Annotated in this window: 30 protein-coding genes and 1 tRNA gene; 28 read left to right on the top strand and 3 right to left on the bottom strand. The window is 39.3% G+C overall.

What is annotated here, in order from left to right; translation table 11 throughout:
- The first annotated feature begins 2 nt into the window (after positions 1-2).
- Complete coding sequence (locus G0028_RS11420) at positions 3-443, top strand: hypothetical protein (RefSeq protein ID WP_180097401.1); 441 nt, start codon at positions 3-5, stop codon at positions 441-443.
- 44 nt (positions 444-487) lie between these two features.
- Here G0028_RS11420 and G0028_RS11415 read toward each other — a convergent pair whose 3' ends face one another.
- On the bottom strand, positions 488-745 hold the full coding sequence (locus tag G0028_RS11415) for an Arc family DNA-binding protein (protein WP_180097404.1): 258 nt from the start codon (positions 743-745) through the stop codon (positions 488-490).
- Positions 746-882: 137 nt separating this feature from the next.
- On the opposite strand from G0028_RS11415, the gene G0028_RS11410 reads away from it, so the two are divergent.
- The 16 genes from G0028_RS11410 (at position 883) to G0028_RS11335 (ending at position 15,543) form a co-directional block, all read left to right on the top strand.
- Positions 883-1,053, top strand: a complete 171-nt coding sequence (locus G0028_RS11410; RefSeq protein ID WP_180097407.1) for an Arc family DNA-binding protein — start codon at positions 883-885, stop codon at positions 1,051-1,053.
- 70 nt (positions 1,054-1,123) lie between these two features.
- Entirely contained in the window at positions 1,124-1,495 is a 372-nt protein-coding gene (locus tag G0028_RS11405; protein ID WP_180097410.1) for a hypothetical protein, read from the top strand.
- On the top strand, positions 1,492-2,034 hold the full coding sequence (locus G0028_RS11400) for an antA/AntB antirepressor family protein (RefSeq protein ID WP_180097413.1): 543 nt from the start codon (positions 1,492-1,494) through the stop codon (positions 2,032-2,034). Before G0028_RS11405 ends, G0028_RS11400 begins: the two co-directional genes overlap by 4 nt.
- A gap of 202 nt (positions 2,035-2,236) precedes the next feature.
- The gene (locus G0028_RS11395) at positions 2,237-2,761 is read left to right on the top strand and encodes a Rha family transcriptional regulator (RefSeq protein ID WP_180097416.1); all 525 of its coding nucleotides are present in this window, start codon (positions 2,237-2,239) and stop codon (positions 2,759-2,761) included.
- A 2-nt stretch (positions 2,762-2,763) separates the two neighbouring features.
- Positions 2,764-3,039, top strand: coding sequence for a hypothetical protein (locus G0028_RS11390; RefSeq protein WP_180097419.1), 276 nt, complete (start codon positions 2,764-2,766; stop codon positions 3,037-3,039).
- A gap of 81 nt (positions 3,040-3,120) precedes the next feature.
- Positions 3,121-6,099 (top strand): tape measure protein, encoded by a 2,979-nt coding sequence (locus G0028_RS11385; RefSeq protein ID WP_194088716.1) that lies wholly within the window; start codon positions 3,121-3,123, stop codon positions 6,097-6,099.
- Positions 6,100-6,510 (top strand): hypothetical protein, encoded by a 411-nt coding sequence (locus tag G0028_RS11380; protein WP_194088715.1) that lies wholly within the window; start codon positions 6,100-6,102, stop codon positions 6,508-6,510.
- A 1-nt stretch (position 6,511) separates the two neighbouring features.
- On the top strand, positions 6,512-8,581 hold the full coding sequence (locus G0028_RS11375; RefSeq protein WP_227554719.1) for a hypothetical protein: 2,070 nt from the start codon (positions 6,512-6,514) through the stop codon (positions 8,579-8,581).
- Between the two features lie 10 nt (positions 8,582-8,591).
- Complete coding sequence (locus G0028_RS11370; RefSeq protein WP_180047908.1) at positions 8,592-10,211, top strand: hypothetical protein; 1,620 nt, start codon at positions 8,592-8,594, stop codon at positions 10,209-10,211.
- A 55-nt stretch (positions 10,212-10,266) separates the two neighbouring features.
- On the top strand, positions 10,267-11,562 hold the full coding sequence (locus tag G0028_RS11365; RefSeq protein ID WP_180047906.1) for a hypothetical protein: 1,296 nt from the start codon (positions 10,267-10,269) through the stop codon (positions 11,560-11,562).
- Positions 11,559-11,855: a carboxypeptidase regulatory-like domain-containing protein gene (locus tag G0028_RS11360; RefSeq protein WP_180047904.1), complete on the top strand. Its 297-nt coding sequence runs from the start codon at positions 11,559-11,561 to the stop codon at positions 11,853-11,855. Before G0028_RS11365 ends, G0028_RS11360 begins: the two co-directional genes overlap by 4 nt.
- Complete coding sequence (locus G0028_RS11355) at positions 11,852-12,250, top strand: hypothetical protein (protein WP_180047902.1); 399 nt, start codon at positions 11,852-11,854, stop codon at positions 12,248-12,250. Before G0028_RS11360 ends, G0028_RS11355 begins: the two co-directional genes overlap by 4 nt.
- Before the next feature lie 14 nt (positions 12,251-12,264).
- Positions 12,265-14,160 (top strand): hypothetical protein, encoded by a 1,896-nt coding sequence (locus tag G0028_RS11350; protein ID WP_194088714.1) that lies wholly within the window; start codon positions 12,265-12,267, stop codon positions 14,158-14,160.
- Complete coding sequence (locus G0028_RS11345) at positions 14,153-14,383, top strand: hypothetical protein (RefSeq protein ID WP_180047870.1); 231 nt, start codon at positions 14,153-14,155, stop codon at positions 14,381-14,383. The genes G0028_RS11350 and G0028_RS11345 overlap by 8 nt, the downstream gene beginning before the upstream one ends.
- A 61-nt stretch (positions 14,384-14,444) precedes the next feature.
- Entirely contained in the window at positions 14,445-14,750 is a 306-nt protein-coding gene (locus tag G0028_RS11340; protein ID WP_130074588.1) for a hypothetical protein, read from the top strand.
- Between the two features lie 196 nt (positions 14,751-14,946).
- Entirely contained in the window at positions 14,947-15,543 is a 597-nt protein-coding gene (locus tag G0028_RS11335; RefSeq protein WP_227554811.1) for a lysozyme, read from the top strand.
- Positions 15,544-15,639: 96 nt separating this feature from the next.
- Here G0028_RS11335 and G0028_RS11330 read toward each other — a convergent pair whose 3' ends face one another.
- Positions 15,640-15,822: a hypothetical protein gene (locus G0028_RS11330; protein ID WP_180047868.1), complete on the bottom strand. Its 183-nt coding sequence runs from the start codon at positions 15,820-15,822 to the stop codon at positions 15,640-15,642.
- A gap of 4 nt (positions 15,823-15,826) precedes the next feature.
- A complete protein-coding gene (locus tag G0028_RS11325; protein WP_180047866.1) occupies positions 15,827-16,249 on the bottom strand; it encodes a hypothetical protein in 423 nt (140 codons plus the stop codon).
- 318 nt (positions 16,250-16,567) lie between these two features.
- Here G0028_RS11325 and G0028_RS11320 point away from each other — a divergent pair.
- The 11 genes from G0028_RS11320 (at position 16,568) to G0028_RS11270 (ending at position 23,868) form a co-directional block, all read left to right on the top strand.
- Positions 16,568-16,675 (top strand) — tRNA-Val (locus G0028_RS11320).
- Between the two features lie 181 nt (positions 16,676-16,856).
- Positions 16,857-18,062 (top strand): tyrosine-type recombinase/integrase, encoded by a 1,206-nt coding sequence (locus G0028_RS11315; RefSeq protein WP_180047864.1) that lies wholly within the window; start codon positions 16,857-16,859, stop codon positions 18,060-18,062.
- Between the two features lie 144 nt (positions 18,063-18,206).
- Entirely contained in the window at positions 18,207-19,166 is a 960-nt protein-coding gene (locus G0028_RS21090; RefSeq protein ID WP_227554718.1) for a hypothetical protein, read from the top strand.
- Between the two features lie 116 nt (positions 19,167-19,282).
- Positions 19,283-19,492 carry a helix-turn-helix transcriptional regulator gene (locus tag G0028_RS11305; protein WP_180047862.1) on the top strand — a complete coding sequence of 70 codons (210 nt, stop codon included), beginning with the start codon at positions 19,283-19,285 and terminating at the stop codon, positions 19,490-19,492.
- 3 nt (positions 19,493-19,495) lie between these two features.
- Complete coding sequence (locus G0028_RS11300) at positions 19,496-19,882, top strand: hypothetical protein (protein WP_180047860.1); 387 nt, start codon at positions 19,496-19,498, stop codon at positions 19,880-19,882.
- Positions 19,879-20,094, top strand: coding sequence for a helix-turn-helix domain-containing protein (locus G0028_RS11295; protein ID WP_180047858.1), 216 nt, complete (start codon positions 19,879-19,881; stop codon positions 20,092-20,094). The genes G0028_RS11300 and G0028_RS11295 overlap by 4 nt, the downstream gene beginning before the upstream one ends.
- Positions 20,091-20,597 carry a Bro-N domain-containing protein gene (locus tag G0028_RS11290; RefSeq protein ID WP_180047856.1) on the top strand — a complete coding sequence of 169 codons (507 nt, stop codon included), beginning with the start codon at positions 20,091-20,093 and terminating at the stop codon, positions 20,595-20,597. The genes G0028_RS11295 and G0028_RS11290 overlap by 4 nt, the downstream gene beginning before the upstream one ends.
- Complete coding sequence (locus G0028_RS11285) at positions 20,590-20,958, top strand: hypothetical protein (protein ID WP_180047854.1); 369 nt, start codon at positions 20,590-20,592, stop codon at positions 20,956-20,958. The genes G0028_RS11290 and G0028_RS11285 overlap by 8 nt, the downstream gene beginning before the upstream one ends.
- A gap of 8 nt (positions 20,959-20,966) precedes the next feature.
- On the top strand, positions 20,967-21,422 hold the full coding sequence (locus G0028_RS21085) for a hypothetical protein (protein ID WP_227554717.1): 456 nt from the start codon (positions 20,967-20,969) through the stop codon (positions 21,420-21,422).
- 2 nt (positions 21,423-21,424) lie between these two features.
- Complete coding sequence (locus G0028_RS11275) at positions 21,425-21,736, top strand: hypothetical protein (RefSeq protein ID WP_180047852.1); 312 nt, start codon at positions 21,425-21,427, stop codon at positions 21,734-21,736.
- The gene (locus G0028_RS11270) at positions 21,733-23,868 is read left to right on the top strand and encodes a DUF3987 domain-containing protein (protein WP_194088713.1); all 2,136 of its coding nucleotides are present in this window, start codon (positions 21,733-21,735) and stop codon (positions 23,866-23,868) included. Before G0028_RS11275 ends, G0028_RS11270 begins: the two co-directional genes overlap by 4 nt.
- Positions 23,869-23,989: the final 121 nt, after the last annotated feature.

Below are 23,989 nucleotides of genomic sequence, written 5' to 3'. Positions count from 1 at the left end.
TTATGAGTAAATGCTCTGCTTGTAATTCAAGTAATACAAAAAAAATGCACATGGTCTGGGCAGGAGGTACGCGAACTGGGCGAAGCAAATCAACAGGGATTGGCTTGTCTTCAAGAGGGACTATTGGTTTAGGTGTTGGTCAGGGGCAGTCATTCTCCCAATCGCATCTTGCTGCTGCGTGTACTCCACCTAAAAATAGTAAAATGCCAACAATTATAGTAGCTATCTTGTTTTTTATGTTTGGTCTACCGTTATTACAAGTTTCACTGAGCGGTTTTGGTGAAGGTAGTATTTTAAGCACTATTTTTGGATTACCACTGTTTGCGTTGGTCTTATATGGTTTATACAAGCTTTATACATACTTATCCCTTAAGAATAAGCAAAAACAAGAACAGTATTTAAGAACTTGGATTTGTTTAAAGTGTGGCAATACTTATGAGTGATCCGTTAATAAATAAAGCACCCTAGGGTGCTTTTTTTATTGAAGTTAATAACCTCTTCCATCAAGGTTGTTCAAGCGGCCTTCTGTTTCGCTTTGGAATGATTCAAGATACTCAACAGCTTCTTCTAATTTTTCAATCCTTTCCCTTAAATCTAGAATTTGATCATCGTGTTCAAAAGTCATTTCAAGACGAAGAATTAATTCAGCAGTTAGGGTTCTACCGTTTTCTTTAGCAGCATTATCTAACTTATCTTTCAGTTCAGCAGGAATTCTAAAATTAACTTGCGGGTCTGTACGTGCCATAGCATTTTCGGTCAATGTTTTTGGCTAACTATAGTGTGCTATAAAAAAATAGTCAAAAAAATATTGACGCCAAATAAAGCAGGTGATTTAATGTGATTGTGATGTTGTTTTACATCATGTGCTATAAGGAGTTAAAAATGGCAAGAAATGACCCACAGGTAAATATTCGTATACCTGAGCAAACTTTGGAACGATTTAAAAAGGAAACTCAAAAAGATCGTAGAACTATTACAGCTCAAGTAAACATGATCATTGAAGAGTGGCTTGAGAAAAGAGCAAAGAAAGAAGCGCAATTATGCAATCAATAGGCAACAAAAAAGCCCGTGATCTTGGCGGACAGGGCTTAATTGAAGTCATCACTTTAGGAAAGTAACTAATATGAATATACCATTTACAATTGAATCTAACAATACTCTTGATATTGAGGACTTGTTACCCAAAATTCCACCTGAGATTATTCTTAAAAGTCTTAAAAACACGGAGCTTTCAGAAAGCGAAGAATCATTGATTAAAAAAATCAATGTTGCCGCTGAAAATGCTATCACTCCTCTGCCATTGGGTATTAGCGCAATTGGTGAACTATTAGCCCACAGTGCTGAACAAGTAGAACCAAATACTATTTGCAACATTGGTTGGTTAATTGAATCTTTGGGTCGCCAAATGTCAGCACTTGGTACTTTAGTTGAAGTGAGCGAGTCAGCACTATCTGAAAATAAAAATATTAAAGGCAAAGGGGGCTTGATGTCATGAATGCAATTGTTAGTCAGAATTCCTTGATTCCAGTTATCGAGCATGAAATTGATGGTGAATTACAACCATGCGTGGATGCCAGAACTTTACATGAATGGCTTAAAAATGGTGACCGCTTTGCTACATGGATAAAAAGCCGTCTAAATACTTATGGTTTTATAGAGAACCAAGACTTTGTTTGCCTTTCGGAAATTTCCGAAACCCAAACCAAGTTAGGTCGAAAAGGAAAATCCATAAGGAGGCAATATATCTTAACCCTTGATACAGCTAAAGAGCTTTCAATGGTTGAGAATAATGAACAGGGGCGAACAGCAAGGCGATATTTTATAAATTGTGAAAAAACCCTTAGACAAACTGCATTTGGTCTTATGAATCAATTTAATAAAGCTTTTTTGGAGGTAGAAAAATTTTCAGAAATTGCATCCAATGCAGGACGTACACTATGTTTGGTTGGCAAGCAATTCAAACCTCAAGCAATTGAGCGCCTAGAAGAGTTAAAGAACAAGATACAACCAATGTTACCACTTGAAGACAAGTAATTAGAAAACCACCTTCGGGTGGTTTTTTACCACCTGAATTTGATCTTTTTCTAACCCTGATCTTTAATTAGTTCAGGGTTTTTAATGCCTGAAATATGGCAACCAAGCCGACTAGGGTAGCTCCTGAAACAATGCATTTTTCATGTTCAATGTATTTGTCGGCTCTTTTCTTTTGAACATGACTTTGTAAGAGGAAAATTTTATGAACATGATAGTCAATTTAAACTTAAAGGCTTTGGTCTCCAATGAGAATGGGGAAGCTAAAACGACAAGTTACGCAGTGGCAGAGGCATTTGGAAAACTACATAAAAACGTAATACGAGATATTGAAAAACTAAGATGCTCCGACAAATTTAAAGCGCTCAATTTTGAGCTTTGCTATGAAAACAACAAGTTACAGAACGGAAAGCCTAGAAAATTTTATCAAATGACTAAAGATGGCTGGATGTTTCTAGTGATGGGCTTTAATGGCGAGAAGGCTGATGCTGTAAAAGAGCAATTTATTGATGCCTTTAACTGGATGGCAAGCCAATTAACCCAAGTCTTTCAATCTAAATGGGCTAGATATAATCATATTGTCGGTTATCGCGAAAATCGCAAACAGCAAGTTAGTTGCTCAGCTAGAGACATGAACGTGTGGAAGCATGAAAAGCATCCACTTGATGATGAAATAGCGCAATTGGAAAGAGAGTTGCAGCCGTCATTGCCATTTGCTAGTGGGGTTTAATCATGAATATTGCTTATGTGGTTGTAGAATGCCGACCAAGCACAGACGAAGAAAATTATGCTGACATTAATATTGGTGATGATAGCTATGTGTTTTGCTCAATAGAGCCAGTACCAAACACAGGTGATTGGCAGAAAAATATTGAAGCAGCCATATTGATTGGAATTGATATAGAGCGAACTAAACCAAAGCATAAGCACATCACACTACATGCTGAAAGCATCTTGAAATTATGCAATGGCATACAAGGTGAGACCATAGATTCAAATCAACATTAAAACCCGCCAAGTGCGGGTTTAATTTTATCCACCTCCTTAGCGGAGGTTTTTTATTGCCTATAGAAAAGTTGAGGATACAAAATGGCTGCAGGATCAATGGATTTTCGCTTAAACCTATTAGCCAACACCACCAGCTTACAACAGGGTATGAATGGCGCAAAGTTTGCTGTTAATGCCTTGGTTGCTGCGATGGCGGCAGTGGGTGTTGGTCTAAGTGTACAAGGTTTAGCGCAAGCAGCCGATTCATACACTAATCTTTCAACACGCATCAATATCGCAACAAAAGAAAGCGGTAATTTTGAGCAAGCGATTTCAGGTGTGCATCAAATCGCACTCAGCACAAACTCAAATCTAACTACGACTGCTGACTTATTTACACGCTTAAATACTGTCACCAAAGACATGGGGATGTCGCAACAACAAGCATTAGACCTAACCAAGACGGTCACGCAAGCGATCCAAATTGGCGGTGGATCTGCTGAAGCAGCCGATGCAGCCGTAACTCAGTTTATCCAAGCGATGCAAGGCGGTGTGCTGCGCGGTGAAGAATTTAACTCAATCATGGAAGGTGGTTACGGTTTAGCTGAGGCACTAGCAAAAGGTCTTGGTGTAACTACAGGCGAACTGCGCAAAATGGCAGAGGCGGGCGAGTTATCTTCTGAACGTGTTGTAACAGCAATTAGTAGTCAAGCTGCATCTGTTCAAGCGACATACGATAAATTCCCAACAACGATTAGTAATGCTTTACAAAGAATTTCTACAAGTTGGGAGATTTTGATTGGGCAGATGGATCAAGCGAGTGGAACATCATCGCAAGTAGCGCAATGGCTAACGATGCTCGCAGACAACATTCAAAACCTAAAAATATTTATTGATGATATTGGGGAGGGTTTTGTTTGGATTGGGGACAAGCTACAGAGCATTGATTCATCCACAATAGACACGCTTAAATCATTACTTAGTGATGTATATGAGAATATTAAGAATAATATATCTGAGGTAGCTATATTTGGAGAAACCATTTGGAGTGCTTTTACATCAGCTTTAGATGCGGTGTCGCCACTTTTTGCCGCTTTATTAAGTGGTGGGGATGATGTAAGCGGTCTTACTACTTTATTAAATTTTTTAAGAATGGCGTTTGCTGCGGTCTCAGATGTAGCTACAGGTTTTAATATTGGCTTAAAGCTGCTTTTATCAGGCATTCAATTTCTTTCGGGTGGTTTGTATGCACTTAGTTCGCAAGTCTTAGGTTTCTTGGGTTTCGATACTTTAGCGCAACAAGCCTTAAATGCATCAGACCGAATGTTTGCTCAAGCCGAAAAGAACGGTAGCGAAGCGGTCAAACTCGCAGAAAACCATAAATGGGCTGTAGTAAAAACCTATGAGGATATTGGAAAAACTGAGGAGCAGAAAAATCAAGAATCAATTGCTAATAATCAAAAAAAATTAGATGAATTAAAGGCACAAGAATCAAAACATGCTGCTGACTATAAGGCTATTAGTGATCAGAGGCTTGCTTTAGAACAGCAATTATTTGAAGCACGAAAGACTGGAAATCAAGCATCTATAGATTTAGCAATGAAAGGGTTGGCTGACCTAGATGCCAAAGAAAAAGCCTATCAGGGTGAAAGTAAAAAGATTCAGGATGCGAAAATCAAAGCAGCTCAAGACTGGGTAAATGCACAGTTAACGGCTGCTGATGGTACGCAAAAAGCTGCTGATGCTGCAACACAAAAAACCTTGCAAACCGCAATGGCAGCACAGGGCTTGAAGGTTGAATTTGATAGTGCAGGGAAAGGCATTGTGTCAGCAATGACAACTGGAACTGATGCTATTAACACTCAAACTGATACCTTGACGAAAGCAAGGAAAGGAGCAGAAGCGTTAGGGCTTGATCTTGACGTTGCTTTAAATAGGGTTTCAGAAAAGTTTGCAGCAAATAGAGTTCATTTAGATAACTACGCAACTGGTATAGAGCAACTAGGCGGTAAAGGAGTTCAAGCAACAGAAGCTTTGTATCAGGGCTGGGAAAAATGGGCTTCAGCAGCCAAGAATCAATCTGAAATCGATGCCGCAAAAGCCAAGTTAGTTGAGTTTGAAAAACAAGGCGTATTTTCAGCAAAACAAGTTCAAATGGGAATGGAATATCTTGATCAGGTAAATGGAAAGATTCCTGAAAACATCTCTGAAATTGAAAAAGCTTACAAATTGCTGGGTATAACTTCGAGTGCCGAAGCAAGCAAAATGGCATCTGCACAAATCAATGCTTTTAATGTGATGAAACAGTCGGGCACTGCATCAGCGGAACAGATTAGACAAGCATTAATTAACATGGCGGATAAAATTTATGCTTCGGGCGATGCTGCAAAAATTGCTTGGTATGAGAGTCAGTTGGCTGCAAGTGGTTTGGCATCAACAGTGGATGAAACTGGTAAAAAATCAGTTCAATCAATGGATAAGCTTACATCATCTGTTGAGCGTCTAAGTCGTACAGCAGGTGGTAGTGCTGTCCAAGGTTTTAGAGCCATGGGCGATGCTGCTAAAGACGCTGCGAGAGAAGCTAAAAACTCTATTGATGAATGGAATGATGCGCTTACAGCAAAATCAGATGCTCAGAAAGCTGAACGTGAAAAAAGTAGCAGCAGCAAGGCTATGGGCGGTTCTTTTAAATCGTATAGTCGAGCAGAAGTACTCGCTGAACTTAAGAGCATGGGGTATGACGAGGCGCAAGCCAAAAAACTTGCTGGATCGATTATGAGTTCAGCACGTGATGCAGACCGAGCAACGATGAGCAAGAATGTTGATCCATTTATTAATGCTCAATTTAACAAATTGCTTGGGCAGGGCTTAACAGCATCAGCAGGTTCAGCGGAAGTACAAAAACGATTGGCAGCTTTAGCAAATGGTAATGGCTTGGCAACAATGGCAAGCCCTAAATCAACTCGTCGATTAGAAGTGTCTAATGGAAAACAAACAGCAACCCTAGAAGGCTCTGATCAAGACGTAGATGTTATGGAAAAAATCATGAGTGAATTTGAAATGCTTAAAAAGAGTAGTTAAATGAAACTAATACGTGTAGCAACCAATGAAACCGTTCAAATTGAGAACGGTTTTTTTTGGTCTGATGAATTTGATTACAAGCCAATCGAACAGAAACAGCAGTTTGCAATTGATGGCTCTTTGATTATTCAAGAAGGCAAAAAGAAGGCAGGGCGACCTATTACTTTAGTGCCAGCCAATGAAGGCATGGGGTGGATCAAGCGTCGCGAGTTGTCAAAACTACAAGATTGGTCAGCACTGCAAGACGAACAATTCACACTTGAGTTTGATTACCCACACGACAATCGTCGCTTTAATGTGATGTTTAATCACCAAGAAGGTGCAATTTCAAACCCTAAAACGATCAAAGATATTCCGACCGTTTCTGAAGATGACTATTACTCAGCAACACTGAAATTCTTGGAGTTATAACATGCCAATTGAAACCAATAACCTTGTCATTTATAAGTCTGAACGTTTAACTGATACAACTGACGGTGGCGGCAAGTACTCAGGTCAACAGCTTATCGATGGTCAAAGTAATAATTTATTCAATGATATTTCAGAACTTGATCGTACGATGGGCGATGTGTCGATGCGGAAGATTTTCCCCGCTGTGACCACCAATGATACTGACACCTTGATGGGTGCTACGGTATTTATTTCTGAACTACCTGAAGATCCAAACGTTTCGGCAACACTGTTCAGTACTGAAGATTGGACAGACGAGCGCCAAAGTGCGCAAAACCGTGTTGAAAGCTATCTGGCAAAGGGCGGTCAAGCAGTTGGTTTGCCTCTCGATACCCATTGGAAAGGCATGAAGATTATGCAAACGGTGATGTTTCCGAGTGAAACGGAGCTGAGTGTGGGCGATTCATTCGTGGTTATTTCTAATGAAGGTGGTGCTTTAGAGTTTGAGCAATACGTGCGTATCACAAAAGTTGAAACGCGCATTGGTAAAATGATCATTGATAATAAGGAGGTCGAATATAAAGTTGCTACCTATACTTTGAATGACCCACTGCTTATGGATTTTGTTGGAGTATCGGTTAAGCAATGGTACAGCGGACAAAAATCTACTTCGATTTTACGTGAAACATTGGTTGCAGACACAGGCAATTATTATTCAAGCACAGGTGTTGCTGACGATGTAAATGTGGGTACATATACAGTCAATGCAAAGAGTATGTTTACTCAGTTGATTCCTGCTGCTCAGTCTGAAACCCCGATTATTGATGTGAACGTGGCAGGTGAAAGCATTACGCTAGTTGCAGGTAATAATGGAAAGATTACAGCAAGTTTTTCAACAACGGTGGGAACAACTCAAAGCTTATATATCGGCTCAAGCATAATGCCGAAAACTGTATCGTTCTCGCTATTTGGTCAAGAGATTACTGACCAAGGTGGATTACTTAAAAACAGTCAAGGTACACAGGTAGGCACAATTGATTACCAAAAAGGATTGATTCAATGGACTGCATCAGCAGGTACAGGTTCGACTACTCTGGTGATTTCATTTACCCCTGCTGCAACTCCAAAACAATATTTTCATAGCTACTCATTGCCTGTTACTCAAAACAATCAAAGCATGAATTGGACAGGGGTTTTAACGCCAACGCCTACACCTAGCGCTTTGTCTGTGTCATATATGTCGCAAGGCAAGTTTTATGAACTTAAAGATGATGGTTCAGGGCAGTTAAAGGGCGCAAACACTTCATTCGGCTCAGGAATGATTGATTATGAAACAGGGTCATGGGTGTTAACTTGCGGTGCTTTACCTGATGTTGATTCTCCGATCATGTTGTTATGGGGAACACCTATTGCGACTTTTACACGCTCGAATCTGCCTGTATTACCTGCAAAGGTTGAGTTTGAATTAGACAAGACAGGGATTAAAAGCGGCGTGACTGTTAAATGGATGTTGGATGGTTCTGAAAAAACAGCGACATGCAATAATCTAGGTCAATTCAGTGGTGACGCAACAGGCTTAATGAGCCTTGCAACGGGAAAAGGCTTTATTGTGCCGAACAAACTCCCACACAAAGGCACAGTGTTTAATTTTTCATTCAAATATGGCAATGGTGTTACGCAAGATATTCCGAAGATTGTCCCTGATGGTAGTGGTCAGCTTGCATTCACGGTGGGTACAGGCGCAGCTTTGCAACCTAGTTCTATATCGCTAGAAATCCCCGTTAAAGCACCTAACGGAAGGACAGCCGTCTTAGTTGTTACTGACAACGGAATAGGGGGGCTAATTGATGCGTTTGGAAACAATCAAGGCACAATTAACTATTCCACAGGCGCAGTTGCTGTTACTCCAAAAATATCATCAAACTATTTTTATGAAAAAGCGCCTATTACAGCAAGCGCATCTGAAAAAAGCCTTGTTTCAATTAGCGCAACAATAAAGCCGAATCAACCAAAACCACAGCCACCACAAGCAACTCCAGTAACAGAATACAAGCCAAAAGTTAACCCTTGGGCGAATTTAAAGTGGGTATGAGCAGGGTAATATGACTATTTATCAAAGTGATATAAGCAATGTTGCGCTTGCGACAACAACATATCAAGCTATTGGTGAAACCGATGGCATCGTTGCAAACTATCGAGATAGTGCAGATGAAAACTCAGGCATAATTTCAGTTGAAGCAGAGAAACTCAAATTCGATTTAACCTATGGTTTTAGTGAACAGATTTTATCAAGTTCTGTGCGCTTTAAACTTGGCAATGAAGTGTTTATCGACAGGACAGGAACGCTTTATAAAAACATTGATATGTCGAATGGCAGTGGTGTTTTAGCGGGTCAAGTGAATTACGGTAATGGCGAAATCAATATTGATTCGTGGCTTGCAGGTGCAGACAACAAGATTACACTTGAATCACTAACAACGACAACAGATATACCGCCAATCAGTCATGTTTCATTTAGAACACCGATTATCCCGATTCGTCCGCAGTCATTAACTGTTGTTGTGCCTACAATCGAGCATGGTCAACTGACCTTGCGTGCAGATGAAAACGGCATTATTGAAACGCCTTTTGCACATGGTTTTGTGAATTATATTAATGGCACTGTAGTTATTTATTTTTACTCAAAAACCGAAATCACGGATAGTAATCGTGATGAGATTATGGGTAAGGATTGGTACGATGCATTGCTTGAATATACTGAAAACTCAAGAACATACATCAATAAGCCTGTATGGGTTGACGCTTCAACGGCTCGATATAACGCGATTGCCTATACCTACATTCCGCTTGATCCTGAAATCCTTGGCTTGTCTGCAACACGCTTACCGCTTGATGGACGCGTTCCAATTTTTCGCGCAGGCGGTATTGGTATTATTAGTGCGACAAAAATGTATCAAATGGCTGATCATGTTGCGGGTAAAACCTATACATTGGATGACCAGCGGATTGCGTATTGCGAGTTACAAGATAGTGCTGGCACCAAAGTGCCTTATGACATGTATGTTGTAGATTATGATTACGGAAAATTCACGCTAAGCGGTGACTTTGCTTTAAATGCTTTGATTCCGCCTTTGTCTGCAAAATATCGCTATCAAGACATGGGTTTAATCAAGGATGTGCAAATTAATGGGCAAGTGACATTCACTAAGCCTGTAACACACAACTACAGTGCTGCCGACTCGATTGTTGGATCTGCGTTAGTGATTGGCGATATGCAAGCGCGCTACACTCGAAAGTTTGTGCAACAAACATGGAATAATGACTGGAAAGATGCGGCTGTGGGCGGTGCAATTTCAGCACAGTACAATGATGCATTATATCCAATTCAAGTCACCAACAATGGCGCGGCACAGGAGCGTTGGGCGTTGGTGTTCACCGACAATACGAATTTTAGAATCATTGGCGAAACATCTGGGCAAATTGGCACAGGCACTGTGAATACAGATTGTGAGCCAATCAACCCAGTGACAGGTGCGCCATACTTTAGCGTGAAAAAAGAAGGCTGGGGTGCAGGTTGGGTAAGTGGTAATGTTTTACGCTTCAATACGATTGCAGCCACGTTCCCAATTTGGTGTATTCGTACTGTAAAACAATCAGAACCAAGTCAAATTTCGGATCAATTCCAAATCATGTTACGTGGTGATATTGATCGCGTTGTTTGAGTATTAAATGAATTTTATGACCGCTTTGAGCGGTCTTTTTTATGAGTAAATAAAAATGGTCGCAAGTACAGATATCAAGTTTTATGTGCATACAAATACCAATGCTCCGCAACTGACCAATAATTTTGGCTGCATGATTGATGTGCTAGATGCGTGTCTAATTAATGGTTTTGGTGCTCAATCCGTTTCGACGCTTAAAGCCGCAGGCAAGGTGGTCACTGTGACTTTCGGTGCCGCACATAATTTGATGCAATACCAAGTCATTAAAATCACAGGTGCAAACCAATCCGAGTTTAACGGTGAGCATCGAATTTTATCTGTGCCAAATGCGAATTCATTTACTCTTGAACTCGCAAATACGGCAACAGTAACACAAGCCACAGGCACAATTGTTTGCTCGCTACCGCCATTGGGATGGGAGAAACCTTTTAGCAGCAAGCATAGTAGTGGCACAGGTGGGAAAGCAGCATATCGCTCCACTAACCCACTATTGCCGAGCCGCCCTTTTTTACGTGTTGTTGATGAGCTAGATCCTGCATACACAGCAACTTATGCGAAATACGCAAAGGTTGGAATTGTTGAAGATATGACTGATATTAATACAATGCTTGGGGTGCAAGCGCCGTATGATTCAACAAATCCTGATAAAAACTGGGTGGCAACAGGAAGTGGTACAAGTGTAATCAATGGGTGGGCGAGATGGTATTATACGAGAACTAATAATTTAGGTAGTGTAAATGATACTTTCACTATAACTGCTGGTAATCGTAATTGGCTTTTAGTAGGTACTAAAGATTATTTCTATATTTTACCTTGCATCACTCCAGATACGGAAACAGATGCTAGTAAGGCAGCAAGCCCGTATGGTTTTGGCGTATTTGAGCGTTATTATAATGATGATGTGAGTAATACTTTTCTAAGTGCTTCTATAAGGGATGTAGCGGCAAATAGCAATGCCTCCATTGGCTCTATGAGCGGTATATCTTCAAATAGTGTTTCTAATATTTTGTTATTTAAGCCAATTGAGCAGATAAGTAGTTATGCGACTGCTAGAGCAGCATATCAAATAACTAACACAAGTTATCTCTCTGGACGTACAAGCTACCTGTTGGGCAGTGTTGATAAAGTCCCTATTTACCCAATTTCGCTTGATGAAAGTCTAACTCCCTTTTCTAGCAACATAAAAAATATTAGAGGCGGGCTTATTGGTATCTATGCCTTAGCTCAAGTGATGCCTTTTAATGATTATCAGATATTTGTGCGTGATGGCAGTGTATTTATTGCTAAATTTTGCACAGTAAGTAGTGGTAATACCCCTGGTGAAATCGTTTTGAAAATAGGTGAGCTATGACAGAATATGTGGTAGTTGGCGGCGGTATAGTTAGTATTAGAAATCCTAATAGCGACCCTATAGAGAATGGGGAGTATTCAATCAAAGGGCAGGTGAAAGAATTGGGTAACAATATCCCTTGTCGTGTTCGCTTGTTTGAAAAAAGTACAGGGCGATTGATAGCAGATGTTGCAACAGATGAATTTGGGAATTACAAGTTTCTAAACTTAATAAAAGCCAGATTCTTTATTGTTGCCCATCACCCAGCATCTCAATTTAACGCAGTCATTCAAGATAACGTGGTGCCGAAATGAGTAAACCATCTTTACAGACAAGCCTAGCCATGCTGCAAGCAACAGCAAATTTTCTGGATCAGGGTAGCGCAAATGCTACCCTTATTTTTTATGATGATGTTAAACCCACATCAGTGAGTGTTAATGCAAATAGCTCAGCAAAACTTTTAGCGCTAGAACTTCAAAAACCATGTACCAAAGCAGTAAATGAAAGCAATATTGAGTTACACCCAACAAATGCAGGTATTGCAACCAAATCTGGTACTGCACAATGGGCAAGATTATTTAATGGTGAAGGAATTGCTGTTGTTGATATTGATGTAGGGATTGGAATGGATATTGTTTTAGATAATCATGACATCGTCATAGGATCAAGTACAAAACTTGATGTGATTTATTTAAGCCCACAGCTTTAAAAATGAGGTGGTAAATGTCTGACTACACACCACCAGATGCCTTAAATGTTGTTCTAAATTTCACCCAAGAATTAAAGCCAATTGATTCTCACAATTTGGTCTTAAATTTCGGTGCCGAAGATGGGTTTAATTACGCAAACATCAGCATTGATACATCATTTAGATTTAGGGCGATTGGAACAGTTGAGCCACCAATTGATGTACATGGTGCAGCAAATATCCATATTAACACTTCATTTGCTTTTGATGCTGTGGGTACTTTTGATATTAACCATATCGTGGGTGTGACACTAAATAGCGATTTGGGATTTCAAAGCGCTTTTCCAAATCTAAGTGCTGTAAAAGCATCTTGGTCAAAGCCGATTTTTAGAGCGCAAAATAGCGCTTTTTATTTTGAGCAAGCGCAAAGTCTGAGTCGTTATATTTCAAATCAATATGAGCAAACACAGGTTTTACAACGCGATATTCGGGCAGCCTTTGAAGAAATTACAGGTTTAAATGCTGCAAAAAGTGTGTCTTGGAATCATGCTGAAAAATGCGTTATTACTCGCAATGTATTGTTTGATGAAAGCAAAAAATTAAGAATTCAGCGCAACAATCATTGGGATGAATTGGTAAGAAAGCGCAAGCAGTTTACTTTTTCGCATCAAGTCGCTCATGTTTTTGAAAAAAGGATTGGTTTTAGTTGGGATAAAGGCTTAGAGCTCATCACTAAATCAAACATTCCTTGGCAACAAGCGCATTCAATTTATTATCGCAAGCATCCAGTTCTACCTTGGCCACAACCTGAAATCCCTCAATATAGTGGGTCAACCGATCTTAATTTTATCTGCTTACTACATGAAGTGGATTCGCACAATGTTGTTTTGAATTTTGGTGATGAGGACTGCATACCGAGACTTGCGCCTCGAAATTGGTGGTATATCGTGAATAAAGTAGAAGTTAGCCGTCTAGACAATGGTGAGCAAATAAAGGTCATTGATGGCAGCTACAATACAAGCCGCAGCCAGTGGTGCTGGTCTTACAACTTAACTGTACCTGCATCCGAGATTGCTAAACTTGAACCAATCAATGCGCAACCTGTAATTCTCAAAATCCAAGTGAATGACAATATTCATCACCTGTTGCTTGAAAATCGCAGTCGCTCAAGACGTTTTGCTGAAGATGTTTGGACACTGACAGGGCGCAGTCAAACTGCATTACTTGATGCACCTTATTCGCCCACACGCTCATTTTTACAAGAGAATGAGCGCACATCTGTACAACTCGTACAAGCTGAATTGGATCGAGTGAATAGTGATACACAATTAAATTGGCAACTAATTGATGAGCTTGGTTGGATCGTGCCAACAAACAGCCTGAGCTATGCCAATCAGACCCCAATCGCAACCATTAAACAAATTGCAGAAGCAGGTGGTGGCTTTGTTTATAGTGAAAAGGGTTCTAACACATTAAGCATTCGACCCAAACACAAAAAGACATTTTGGGATGCAATGCAATTCGATGACTATGATCGACTACTTCCCGAAAGCCTAGTGACAAGCCAATCTACCGATTATGAGCCTTATCCTGACTACAATGGCGTAACTCTGACAAATGACCGCACAGGTTTTACAGGGCAAGTGAAGCGTACAGGTACCGCAGGTGATGTACTGCAAGAAACAGTCAGTAATCCACTGTTTACAGCAGTATCTATGGGCAGCTATGGCAAAGCGTTACTCGCAAAAGCAGGGATGATCGAAACGCATAGCTTGGAAATTCCTGTGCAAAAAGATGTTGGGGAATGCTTACCAGGTGAAGTCATTGCATTTAATGCAGAATGGTGGGGCATTGTAGAGAGTGTTTCAGTGTCATTTACGCATGCTGTAGTCAATCAAAACTTAACTGTGGAGCGTGTTCTCAATGAGTAATGTTTTACAGCGTTTAATTGATTTGATGCCAAAAGCACCTGAATTCGTCGGCACAATTACCAGTGTAAATCATCCAAATTATAAGGTTTTAGTTGCAGATGATTCTGGTCTTGTGATGTGCACAAGTAGCACAGTGTACAAACTAAATGATCGAGTTTTTGTATCAAATCAAGAGATTAAACGACTTGCACCTGCAGGTGAGGTTGTTCAAATAGAAGTTTAAAACTTAACAAATAAGCGCCCAGTAGGGCGTTTTTTTATTGCCAAAAAACTTGGAGAAACCGATGTCAGAAACCACAGCCGCAGTTGCAGAAACCTCAGCAGCAATTGCGGGAAAAGTAACAACAGCAACAGGCACAGGGGTCACATTGGTGTCTTGGGCGGCAGCATTGGATTGGGGGTTTTTAATTGGTGTTGGTATTGGTTTGGCGGGCTTAATTATTAGCTTTATGAACTTTTTATCAAATCGTCAATTTCAAAAACGCAAAGACAAGCGCGAACAAGAGTTACATGAAATTGAAATGTATGAAGCCAAGCATAAACAACGAATGAATGATTTAAAGAGTGAGTTAAAAAATGAAATTGATTGATCAAAATGCGTGGAAATATCTTTCCGTAAAGCTCCCTGCATTGGGAGCTTTTTTATTGCTTGTTGTTATACCAGCTTTGCAGTGGGCAATAGATTTTAAGTTAATTCCTGAAGAATATCATGCATTTATTACGGGTGTTGTGATGGTGGTTTTAGGATTTATTGGTAAGAAAATCTACCAACCTGAATTGCACCAAATCCAAAAATTTACTGCCACACCAAGTACAGGAGCTAATCTAGAAAATCTATTCAATATTTTTCGTCAAATTGCAGGTGGATCGCTCAATAAAAATCAAGTCAATCAGATAAACGAGCTGATTGATTCTTTGAAAAAAAATAAATCCGTATCCAGTAAAACCACAAGCGCCACAGGCATTGACCTAATTTGTTCTTTTGAAGGTCTACGCTTGAATGCTTATGACGACGGTGTTGGTGTATGGACCATCGGATATGGCACAACTGTCATCAATGGCGTGAAAGTCAAAAAAGGCGATACGTGCACACTTGAGCAAGCCAAAAAATACATGGTATCTGATCTTAAAAAATTTGAAGCTGCTGTAAATAAAGTAACTGTTGCTTTAAATCAAAATCAATTCGATGCCTTGGTTTCATTGGCTTACAACATTGGAACAGGTGCTTTTGAGAAATCTACATTACTCAAAAAATTGAATGCAGGTGACTATAAGGGTGCAGCTGCTCAATTTGATGTTTGGAGCAAGGCGGGCGGCAAAGTAATGAAAGGTCTTGTGAATCGGCGTGCTGCTGAACGTAAATTATTTGAAAAGGCAGTCTAATGAAACTGCCTTTATTTTTACTGTGCATCTTACTCTCAAGTTGCACAGCTCATTCGATTGATACAAAAGTTCATGTGACTGTTTGTGTGCAGTGTGTTAATTAAGTGTCTTTTTAATCAACTCATTTATTGCTTCTTCATCTGTAGCATTAAACTTGTCTTTATACGCTTCAATTATTTTCATAGTTTCAGGTAAGAGCCAAATAGCTTTTTGGGTCATACCTAAGGATTTCTTTTCTTCACGTTCCTTTGCTTTACGCTCTGCTGCTGTTTGAGCCATTTCACTATTCCTTAACTAAAATTGATTCACGCCCAAGCATAGGAATGATATAAACACCACCTTGCTCATCTTCATCTAAACAACCATCAAAGCCCATTTTTTTAGCACATTCGCCACGTTTTGCTTGAATATACCAATCATTCTCAGCATCAGCAAAATCATGATTCCAAACACTATCAGAACCATCCAAAAGACTTTCAGCATCATCTAAGTCAATATCGAAACGTTCCGAAATCTCTGCAACGATTTCATCATCAGCCAAGTCGCTGGCATTAACAAAGCTCATGTTTTCAGCATCAATTGAATAAGTGATTACTTCGCCTGCTGACATTGAATAAGGCTCTACTGAGAAGAATAAACAATCATCAAAAGTTCCAAAGCGGTCAATTTTTGTAATTTCTCTTGGGCTTGTGTGAAATAGTTTCATATGTTGCGCTCCCTTGGTATGTCTTAATAATATATTGTGACTAGTCACAAGGCAAGCATTATTTTTAATTTACCGACAAACGGTTAACTCCTTACTTTCGTCACAGCATACTTATCAATATCAGCATGAAATACAAACATTGGATTCATCACGCCATAGCCGTGATATTTAAAAAACGGTTTAGCAAATTTAAGGTTGAATTTTAGGTAGTGGTAAAGCCATGTTTCCATTTTTTGTTTCGCAATTTTTCTCTTTGACTTTATAAAATAAATGGTAAAATGATCTTACACAAGAATCAAAAGGCTTGTGGATAACTCTGTGTTTACGTCAAAATTACGTCAAATTAAATTAAGTCATTGTTTTTACTTGAAAGATACTACGTTGACATCGTAGAGGTCACCAGTTCGAATCTGGTTAAACCTACCAAATTCCTAAAATCGTATAAACTTATATAGTCTTATATGTATATTAAAGCCTTGAATTATAACGGTTCAGGGCTTTTTTATGTCCTCTTATAACCTATCTTAAACTCATATAGCAATAGAATCCGTGTACACAGTGGTGTACACTGAAAGACTACCTTAACTCAGTGTACAAGGTTGTGAGTGTGAAAAGACAAGATATTAAGAAAAGACCTTTATCCGATACAGTTCTAGATAGTTTAGAACCCGAAGACAAAGAATATCGGGAGCTTGACGGCAATGGCTTATATTTTCGTGTACAACCCAATGGCAAAAAGGCTTGGCTATTTCGCTATAAAAAAGACAACGGTAAATGGTCATGGCTTGGGCTTGGTACTTATCCAACTATAAAAGGAGCTTTAGCGAGAAAGAAAGCTGCTGAGTTCTCCGAAAAGATTTCTAACGGCGAATCATTAACGACCAAAAATATGGTTAAACAACAAAATATAGAAAATGAAAATCTACGTTTCAAAGTTTTAATGTTTGACTGGTTAGATACTAAAAAATCCAATTGGGGGACTGACACTTATGATAAGGCAGTGAAGTCGATCAAACGCCACATCATACCAGCGTTTGGAGAAAGGGATTTTACAGCCATATCACCAAAAGAATGGTTTGATTTTTTTCAGGGCTTGCAACGTGATTTAGGAATATATACCCAAGTTGAGAAATTAACCTCGTATGTCCGTAATGCTTATGATTGGGCTAAGTTCCAAGAGAAAATTGTCTTTAATCCACTAGAGGGTATCACTAGGCATTTAGACAAGAATAACGGCGGTAATATGAAATTTGTTGAAATGAACGAATTTCCATCTTTGATCCATGCGATTAGAAGATACCCTAAAAGAGATATGGCAATCGGTTTGGAACTATTTGCCTTGTTATTCCCTCGTCCTGTAGAGCTAAGGTATGCCACTTGGGAACAATTTGATTTTGATCAAGCTGTATGGATTAAGCCAGCCGAAATTATGAAAAAGGATATTGCTCATGCAGTACCTTTACCTAAACAAGCAATTAAGCTGTTAAAAGAATTAGAAACGTATCGAACTGAATCAAATCTATTGTTTGCAGGGAGGGGTAGTCTAACCGAGCCAGTGTCAGATAATACATTCAATCAGGCTTTAAACCGTCTAGGTTATCAAGGGCGACAAAACCCACATGGTTTTAGACATATCGCCAGTACACAGTTAAATAATAAATTCAGTGATAAAGAGCAGGTTGTAGAAGCGTGTTTGGCACACCTGAAAAAAGGCGTGAAAGGGGTATATGACAAAGGCGCACATTTTGAGGAGCGTATAGGAATGATGCAGTGGTGGGCAGATGAAATAGATCGTATGACGAATACGCCGTAATATGTCGTACTAAATAGCCTTATATATTCTTATTTAACTTTTTATCGTTTATATTCAGTTTGCTAAGTCTAGCCTGACGGGGCGAAAGTCGGACACCCATCCGATTGACTTAGTTATTTTATTGGGATGCTTGGGAGGCAAAAGATGAATTTACCACTAAAAATATTTTATACATTAAAAGAAGCATCTGCGGTTTTGAATGAGAGATTAGATTGTACGGAAGTAAACGAAGATTATTTTTTTCATTTAGGCATTAAAGGCAACATACGTTTAGGAATTTTTGCAGACCCTAGTTTTTCAGATGGTAGCAGTGGTGTTTTAATCTTTGATAGTTTTGACGATTTTAATGATTTAAATAAATTAAATTATCTCAAGGCTGTTGACGCAGTAGCTAGAAGTCTTGAAGAGGCTGGGTCGATTCTAATTTTAAATAGTGGCTCAGTGAAAGATATTTATTTTAATTCACTCATTAAGCTTAATGAAACTTATTTTGATAATGTTTATTCTATTGATGCACTTGAGTTTGCAGTAAGTGGCGAGCTAGAAAAAGATTTTAATTGCTGTCAATTCTTTGATGAGTTATCAACCTTAGAAGCTTATGATATTGTTTTTTATTCAAACAAGCATAATGCAATTCATAATGCCACTATGCGTGAAAAATATCTTTCATTTCCTGAACATGAAGAAGATGATGATTGGAAAGTAGCCTTTTGGTTTAATGATGATTTTTCTTTAAGTAGTCAGGATATAAGTACCCTCCAATCTGAAAGAGAGATACATAGGGATAATTGTCTTATATTAGGTGAAGATTTACAGTTATTGCTTGATGGCAAGTGTAGAGAGCCAACAATCAAACATCCCCGCAAACATCTAAACGGAACAAATAACTTAGAACATGATTCTAGGTTGCATCCTAAGCGTGAAAATTCAATAAATAAAATAGTATTAGCCTTAGCTGAAAAGGCTGGCTTGGATTTATCTAATCACATGACTGCTTATGAGAGATTGGATGTATTTGCCAAGAATAATAAATTACCACTACCTAATAAAGATACTTGTGGGAGATTATTTAAAAGTGCATTTGAATCGAAAGAATCTAATTAGATTCTAAATTCCCTATCTAGAATTAATTGACTTCTAAATAGAATCTATTTAGAACAAAGTGATTAAAATCACAAACATACTAGCTCCACGTTATACAACTATGTGGAGCTATGCACATGCAACCTATCCGAGTTACATTCAATCAAACATGCGAGTTATTAAGTATTAAGCGTAATACTTTGCGTGAACTCACGTTGAATGACCCAACATTCCCGAAACCATACAAGGCAGGTACAACACGCCAAGCACCTGTCTATTTTGACTATGCCCAATTAATCGAATGGCATAACAATCAAATGAAAAGCCTTGCTGTAATGGAGGCTTAATCCATGACTAAAAATCAAATCAAAGCCATTGGTTTAACTGCCAGTCGTCAATTAAATGTCATCCAAAAGGACGTTTATAACCGTGATTTAGTTACAGCAATTAATCATGATCAATTAAAAACGGTATCTGCATCACTGGACGATCTATACGGCGTACTCGATACGTTCTATGAGCGTAACCTTAAATCATGTTTTACAGAGGCTATGGAATATACCGAGCTTGTTAAAAAACGCATTGATGCCTTAGCTGAATATATCCGACCAACTCGCCTTAAAACTACGCATATATCACCTAAGCAAGTGATTCAAATGCTTGATACAGAGCAGCAGGCAATGCACCACCTTTCTACCCTTTTGGATGCAATAAAAATAGGGAGTACAGCAACATGAGTACAAACCATCAAACCCAAGTTTTAGCCCACCTCAAACAAGGTAAAACCTTGAGCCAAGCAGAGGCAATTCATCACTTTGATTGTTATCGCCTGAGTGCTGTTATTCAGCGTTTACGCCGTTTAGGTCATGACATTGTGACCCACCAAGAGCCGAACTTAAACAACAAAGGTACACACGCTCGATATGAATTAAATGAGGTGCAAGCATGAACCCATCTATTTTTAATTTTAATGAACACGGCGTTCGAGTTGCCTTTGATGAAAATGGACAGCCTTTATTTTGTCTGCCTGATGTTGGTCAAGCCTTAGAGATTAAGAACGCAACAGCAAGCCGTTTTAAGTTAAATCCAAAGGGGGTACATGAAATGTATACCCTTACAAATGGCGGTAATCAAAAGTTGACTTTTATCAGTGAGGAAAATCTTTATCGCATAGTTTTCCGATCTACCAAAAAGGAAGCATTAAATTTCCAAAACTGGGTATTTGCAGAAGTATTGCCAACCATTCGCAAGACTGGCGGTTACTCAGCAAGACAGACCGCTTATGAAGAATTAAACCGCTTATGTATGCAGGCAAAGACCCAAAAGGCTAAAGGGTCATTTCATGGCACTGGATTGGTGAATCATCGTTATTCAATGCAAGATTTAAACCTAAGAATTGAAACATGCAAAAACAATTTACAGCTAACTTTTGAGGGTATACACAATGACTAAGCATGTAGACCCTGAGTTTTTTAAAGCCTTTGACCACTATAAAGCCATGATTGAACAGTACGGCGAAGATCATCCCATTACTGAGCAGGCTTTTATGATGACCTTGCATTACACGCCTGAACACATCAAAGCGGAAATGAATGCCAAAGCCAAAGAATTAAACCTACTGCCACCAGTAAGCGGATATACCGATGAGGGTGAACCAATGTATAGCCTAGAGGATATTGCCAAGCATTTTGGAATCAGTTTTGAAGAAGCTGAACAGCAGTTATTAAAAATGATGGACAACCGTCAACAGATCGGGCTATCCAATGACGGCATTTTGATTAATTCAGACATTCATATTAACCGTGTGCAGTAGGTGAAAGTATGAATCCAATAATAGATTTTAAATCCAAAACTCAAGTCTTAGATACGCTCAAATCTGAGTGCATCTATTTAGATATGAGCAAATTTGCTCACATTTATTCTGACAGTATTTTAAATCCTATGGGAGTATATCCAAAACTGGATGCACCACTAAAATACTTTATTGTTGTTTTTCTTGTTGCACTACGAAACTTTCGTAGTTATATTTGTCGGGCTTTGAGCAAAATCTCAAAGTTAGCTTTAGCAGGCTACAAACTACGAGGCGTACAGCCCACTTTCCATAGTGGCTTTTTTGTGCGTTATATCTCTATGCGTCCGCATATTTATGTGGAGCTTGGGAGGGACATCTTCGGATGTGCAGGAAACCTTGTAGTCCTGTCTGCTAACCCTTTCAAGCTTCACACCAATCATTTAGCAGTGATTTGTGAAGCTCCCCAACTACAAGGAGTGCATTAATCATGCCTAAACAAAACAACACTACAAACACGCCTAAAACTTATAACGCTGGTGACATGTGTGATTTAGCTTCAATGGCTGAGTGCGATATGGACTGGATGAGTACCGCCCTATCAGATGTGCAACTCAAAGTTAAACAAGTTAAAAAAGATTTAATGGCTCGCTATCCAAATGCTGAATACCATTTTTCAGACCTAGAGAAAGTCTTAGAAATGTTTGTATATTTAGCAGAAGATCGTTGCTGTTATCATAAAGAAGAAGCTGAAAAATTCAGAGAAGAATACGAAGCAAATAAAAAGGCGGTGACACTATGAATATCACCACCTCCACCATCAAACCCGATTCGATTCTAGCAAATTGTACGTTGCTTAATCCATCGGATGACACATATTTAAACCACCCCATCATTGAACGCTTTGGCAGCCCATCACAGCCGATCTATGTCGATCAATGCAAGGTAGACATTAACGGCGTGACCTATGAACAGCCTTTGATTCTACCTATCGTCAATGGACAGCTTAAGCTTGTACAATGCGCCGTATTGCAGAATGAACAACGTATTCAAGTCATACCTGATGGTTTAGCAAAAGGCTTTGCTTGCTATGGTGAAATGCAGAAAGATAAACCTGTAATCATCACCCATAACTTAGAGGCATTTTTTAAACTTGCCTCCAGTATTGCCATTAGTTTTGAACCACCATTACAGCCGTTTTCCGTTGTATTGGTGATATTGCCTAATCTCACCAGTAAGAAATTAACGGAACTCAAGACGTTTGATTTTGAGCAAATACAATATGTTATTCAGCAGTTATCTAAGGCAGGCTATCAACAGTTATACATGCCTGTCAGACCTGAACAGATGCAGCTTGAGCCATTTAAACAGCTTGAGCAAAACACGACTGTCTGTTTACTAAATCAATATTTGAAATATGGCGAAAATGAGTTTTTCACTGAACTGATTAAAGAAAATGACGATGCCGAAGTACAGGCATTTATTCATGAAGCGATAGAGCAATTAAATAAGCCGACTTTATGGGGCGAATTATTACCATTGGCACAAGATGACATAGTGATAAAACCTTACCCTATTGATGCTTTACCACCACTGGCAAAAGAGGCAGTGCAAGCCATATCAGAGCATGTGCAGTCGCCCATTGCCATGACTGCCCAATGTGTTATTGGTGCTTTATCACATATTGCACAAGCCAAAGTAAATGCCCCTCATCCGTTCCAAACACAAGGCGAGCCATGCAGTTTGTTTTTACTTACTGAGGGTCAAAGTGGAAGCCGTAAAAGCACAAGTAAGAACCTAGCAGATCAAGCCATTATTAAACATGAGCGTAAGCAATATGAAGAATATCGCCGTGACCTAGAGCAATGGAAAAGCGGACAGGCATCATTGAGTAAAAAAGACCGTGAGGCTTATTGTGCTGAGAACCCACCACCCAATGACCCAAGTACAATATTCACAGATATTACGCTTGAATCAATTGCAGGCTTATACATTGACGGCATTTTAAGTAATGCTTCAATTTCCAGTGATGAAGCAGGTCAATTCTTTGGCGGTCATACAATGAAAGCCGATACACGGAACCAAGCACTAGGAGGCTATGCCAAGTTATTTGATGACGGTTTTATAGAGCGTACTCGATCTAAGTCAAACTTAAATGGTAGCGGTCGTGCTTATGATGTGAGAGCTACATTTAACCTGCAGGGGCAGCATGAAGTGTTAGCCAGTGCATTAAAAGACCCAGTGTTAAGAGGACAAGGCTTTTTACCTAGATTTATTTTAACCGTACCCGAAAACCTTGCAGGCACACGCTTACAGGATGCGATTCATAGAAATAAGAATGCAAGCATTGACCATAGGCTTATAGCTTACTGGACACGTTGCGAATATCTACTCGATGACTGCCCTCATCTAAAGCCTGAACATGAATTACATAATGGGCGTTTCGTTATGCCTATGAGTGAAGAAGCAGAAGCCATAGATATAGAGTTTTATAATCAAATCGAAGCACTACAAAAGAGAGGAAAGCGTTTTGAATACTTGCAGGCATTCGCAAGCAGAGCAAGCCAACTAGCACGGCGTTTAGCTACTGTATTCGCTTATTTTGAGGGGGCGCAGTGGATTGATGCCAAAACCTTACAGGGAGCTAGTGAGGTTGTAAATCATTCATTAAACGAATGGGCAAGCTATACAGATATTGAAATCAAAACAGAAAGTGAGGCGGAGCGTCTTGCACGTTATTTGATTGATAAGTGTATGGAAGATAAAAGCAACCTATTTTCTAAGACTTTAGCTTTAAAGGGTGCGCCATCAAAACTAAGAACAGTTAAGGAGTTTAACCGCTATTTAGACACATTGATTAATCATAACTATGTCAGATTGGTTACGATTAACAAGACACAATACATAGAATTAAATCCTTTATTGTTAGAATAGCTGCGATTCTGCGATTTTTAGGATGAAAGCCTCTAATAGCAAGGCTTTTAGTGTCGCAATTAGCCTGCGATTCGGTTGCGACACGTTGCGATTCGTAGGGTAGCGATGATGAAAATCTAAA

It is taken from the genome of Acinetobacter piscicola (genome assembly GCF_015218165.1).
Taxonomy (GTDB): domain Bacteria; phylum Pseudomonadota; class Gammaproteobacteria; order Pseudomonadales; family Moraxellaceae; genus Acinetobacter; species Acinetobacter piscicola_A.
This window is presented reverse-complemented; position numbering and strand designations above follow the sequence as displayed.